The organism is Bacillus sp. C28GYM-DRY-1 (assembly GCF_030519405.1).
Lineage (GTDB): Bacteria > Bacillota > Bacilli > Bacillales > Bacillaceae > Bacillus > Bacillus spizizenii_A.
The window spans coordinates 1-383 of the sequence record NZ_JAUMKF010000081.1 but is presented as its reverse complement, the minus strand read 5'-3'; the positions used below and the strand labels follow the sequence as shown (position 1 = coordinate 383).

The window sequence follows — 383 nt, the reverse complement described above, 5'->3', positions numbered from 1 at the left end:
GCGCTCCTCTGGTCCGGGCTCCAGGAAGCGTTCATGGGGTACTGCGTGAAGCCGGCGATCTTCGCCTGGGCATCATCTATTGCTTCGTGCGTGGTCATGGGGCTCGTGGCGTTGTCGATCAGCTGTTGCGTGACCGTGGAGCCCAGGCCCATCACTGGACCTGTGGCCCCGAAGGCACTCGCCACGCCCAGGCCGGCCTTACCCAGGTGAGCGGCCGATGCGAATGCGTCCTGCATCGCCTGGGTGCTTGTGCCGGCGTCCCTTCCGGTCGCGGTGTTGTAGGCAGACAGGCCATAATTGGCGCCTTTAACGGCTCCGCTGACGGCAGCTATGGTTCCACCGGCGATCTGCATCCCCTTGGAGGCCGGTCCCGCACCCTGAGC

Annotated in this window: 1 protein-coding gene; it reads right to left on the bottom strand. The window is 65.5% G+C overall.

Annotation, left to right across the window (positions count from 1 at the left end; genetic code table 11):
- A partial coding sequence (locus Q3W56_RS20765) for a hypothetical protein (RefSeq protein WP_302896715.1) occupies positions 1–353 on the bottom strand: 353 nt, incomplete at its 3' end.
- Between the last annotated feature and the right edge of the window lie 30 nt (positions 354–383).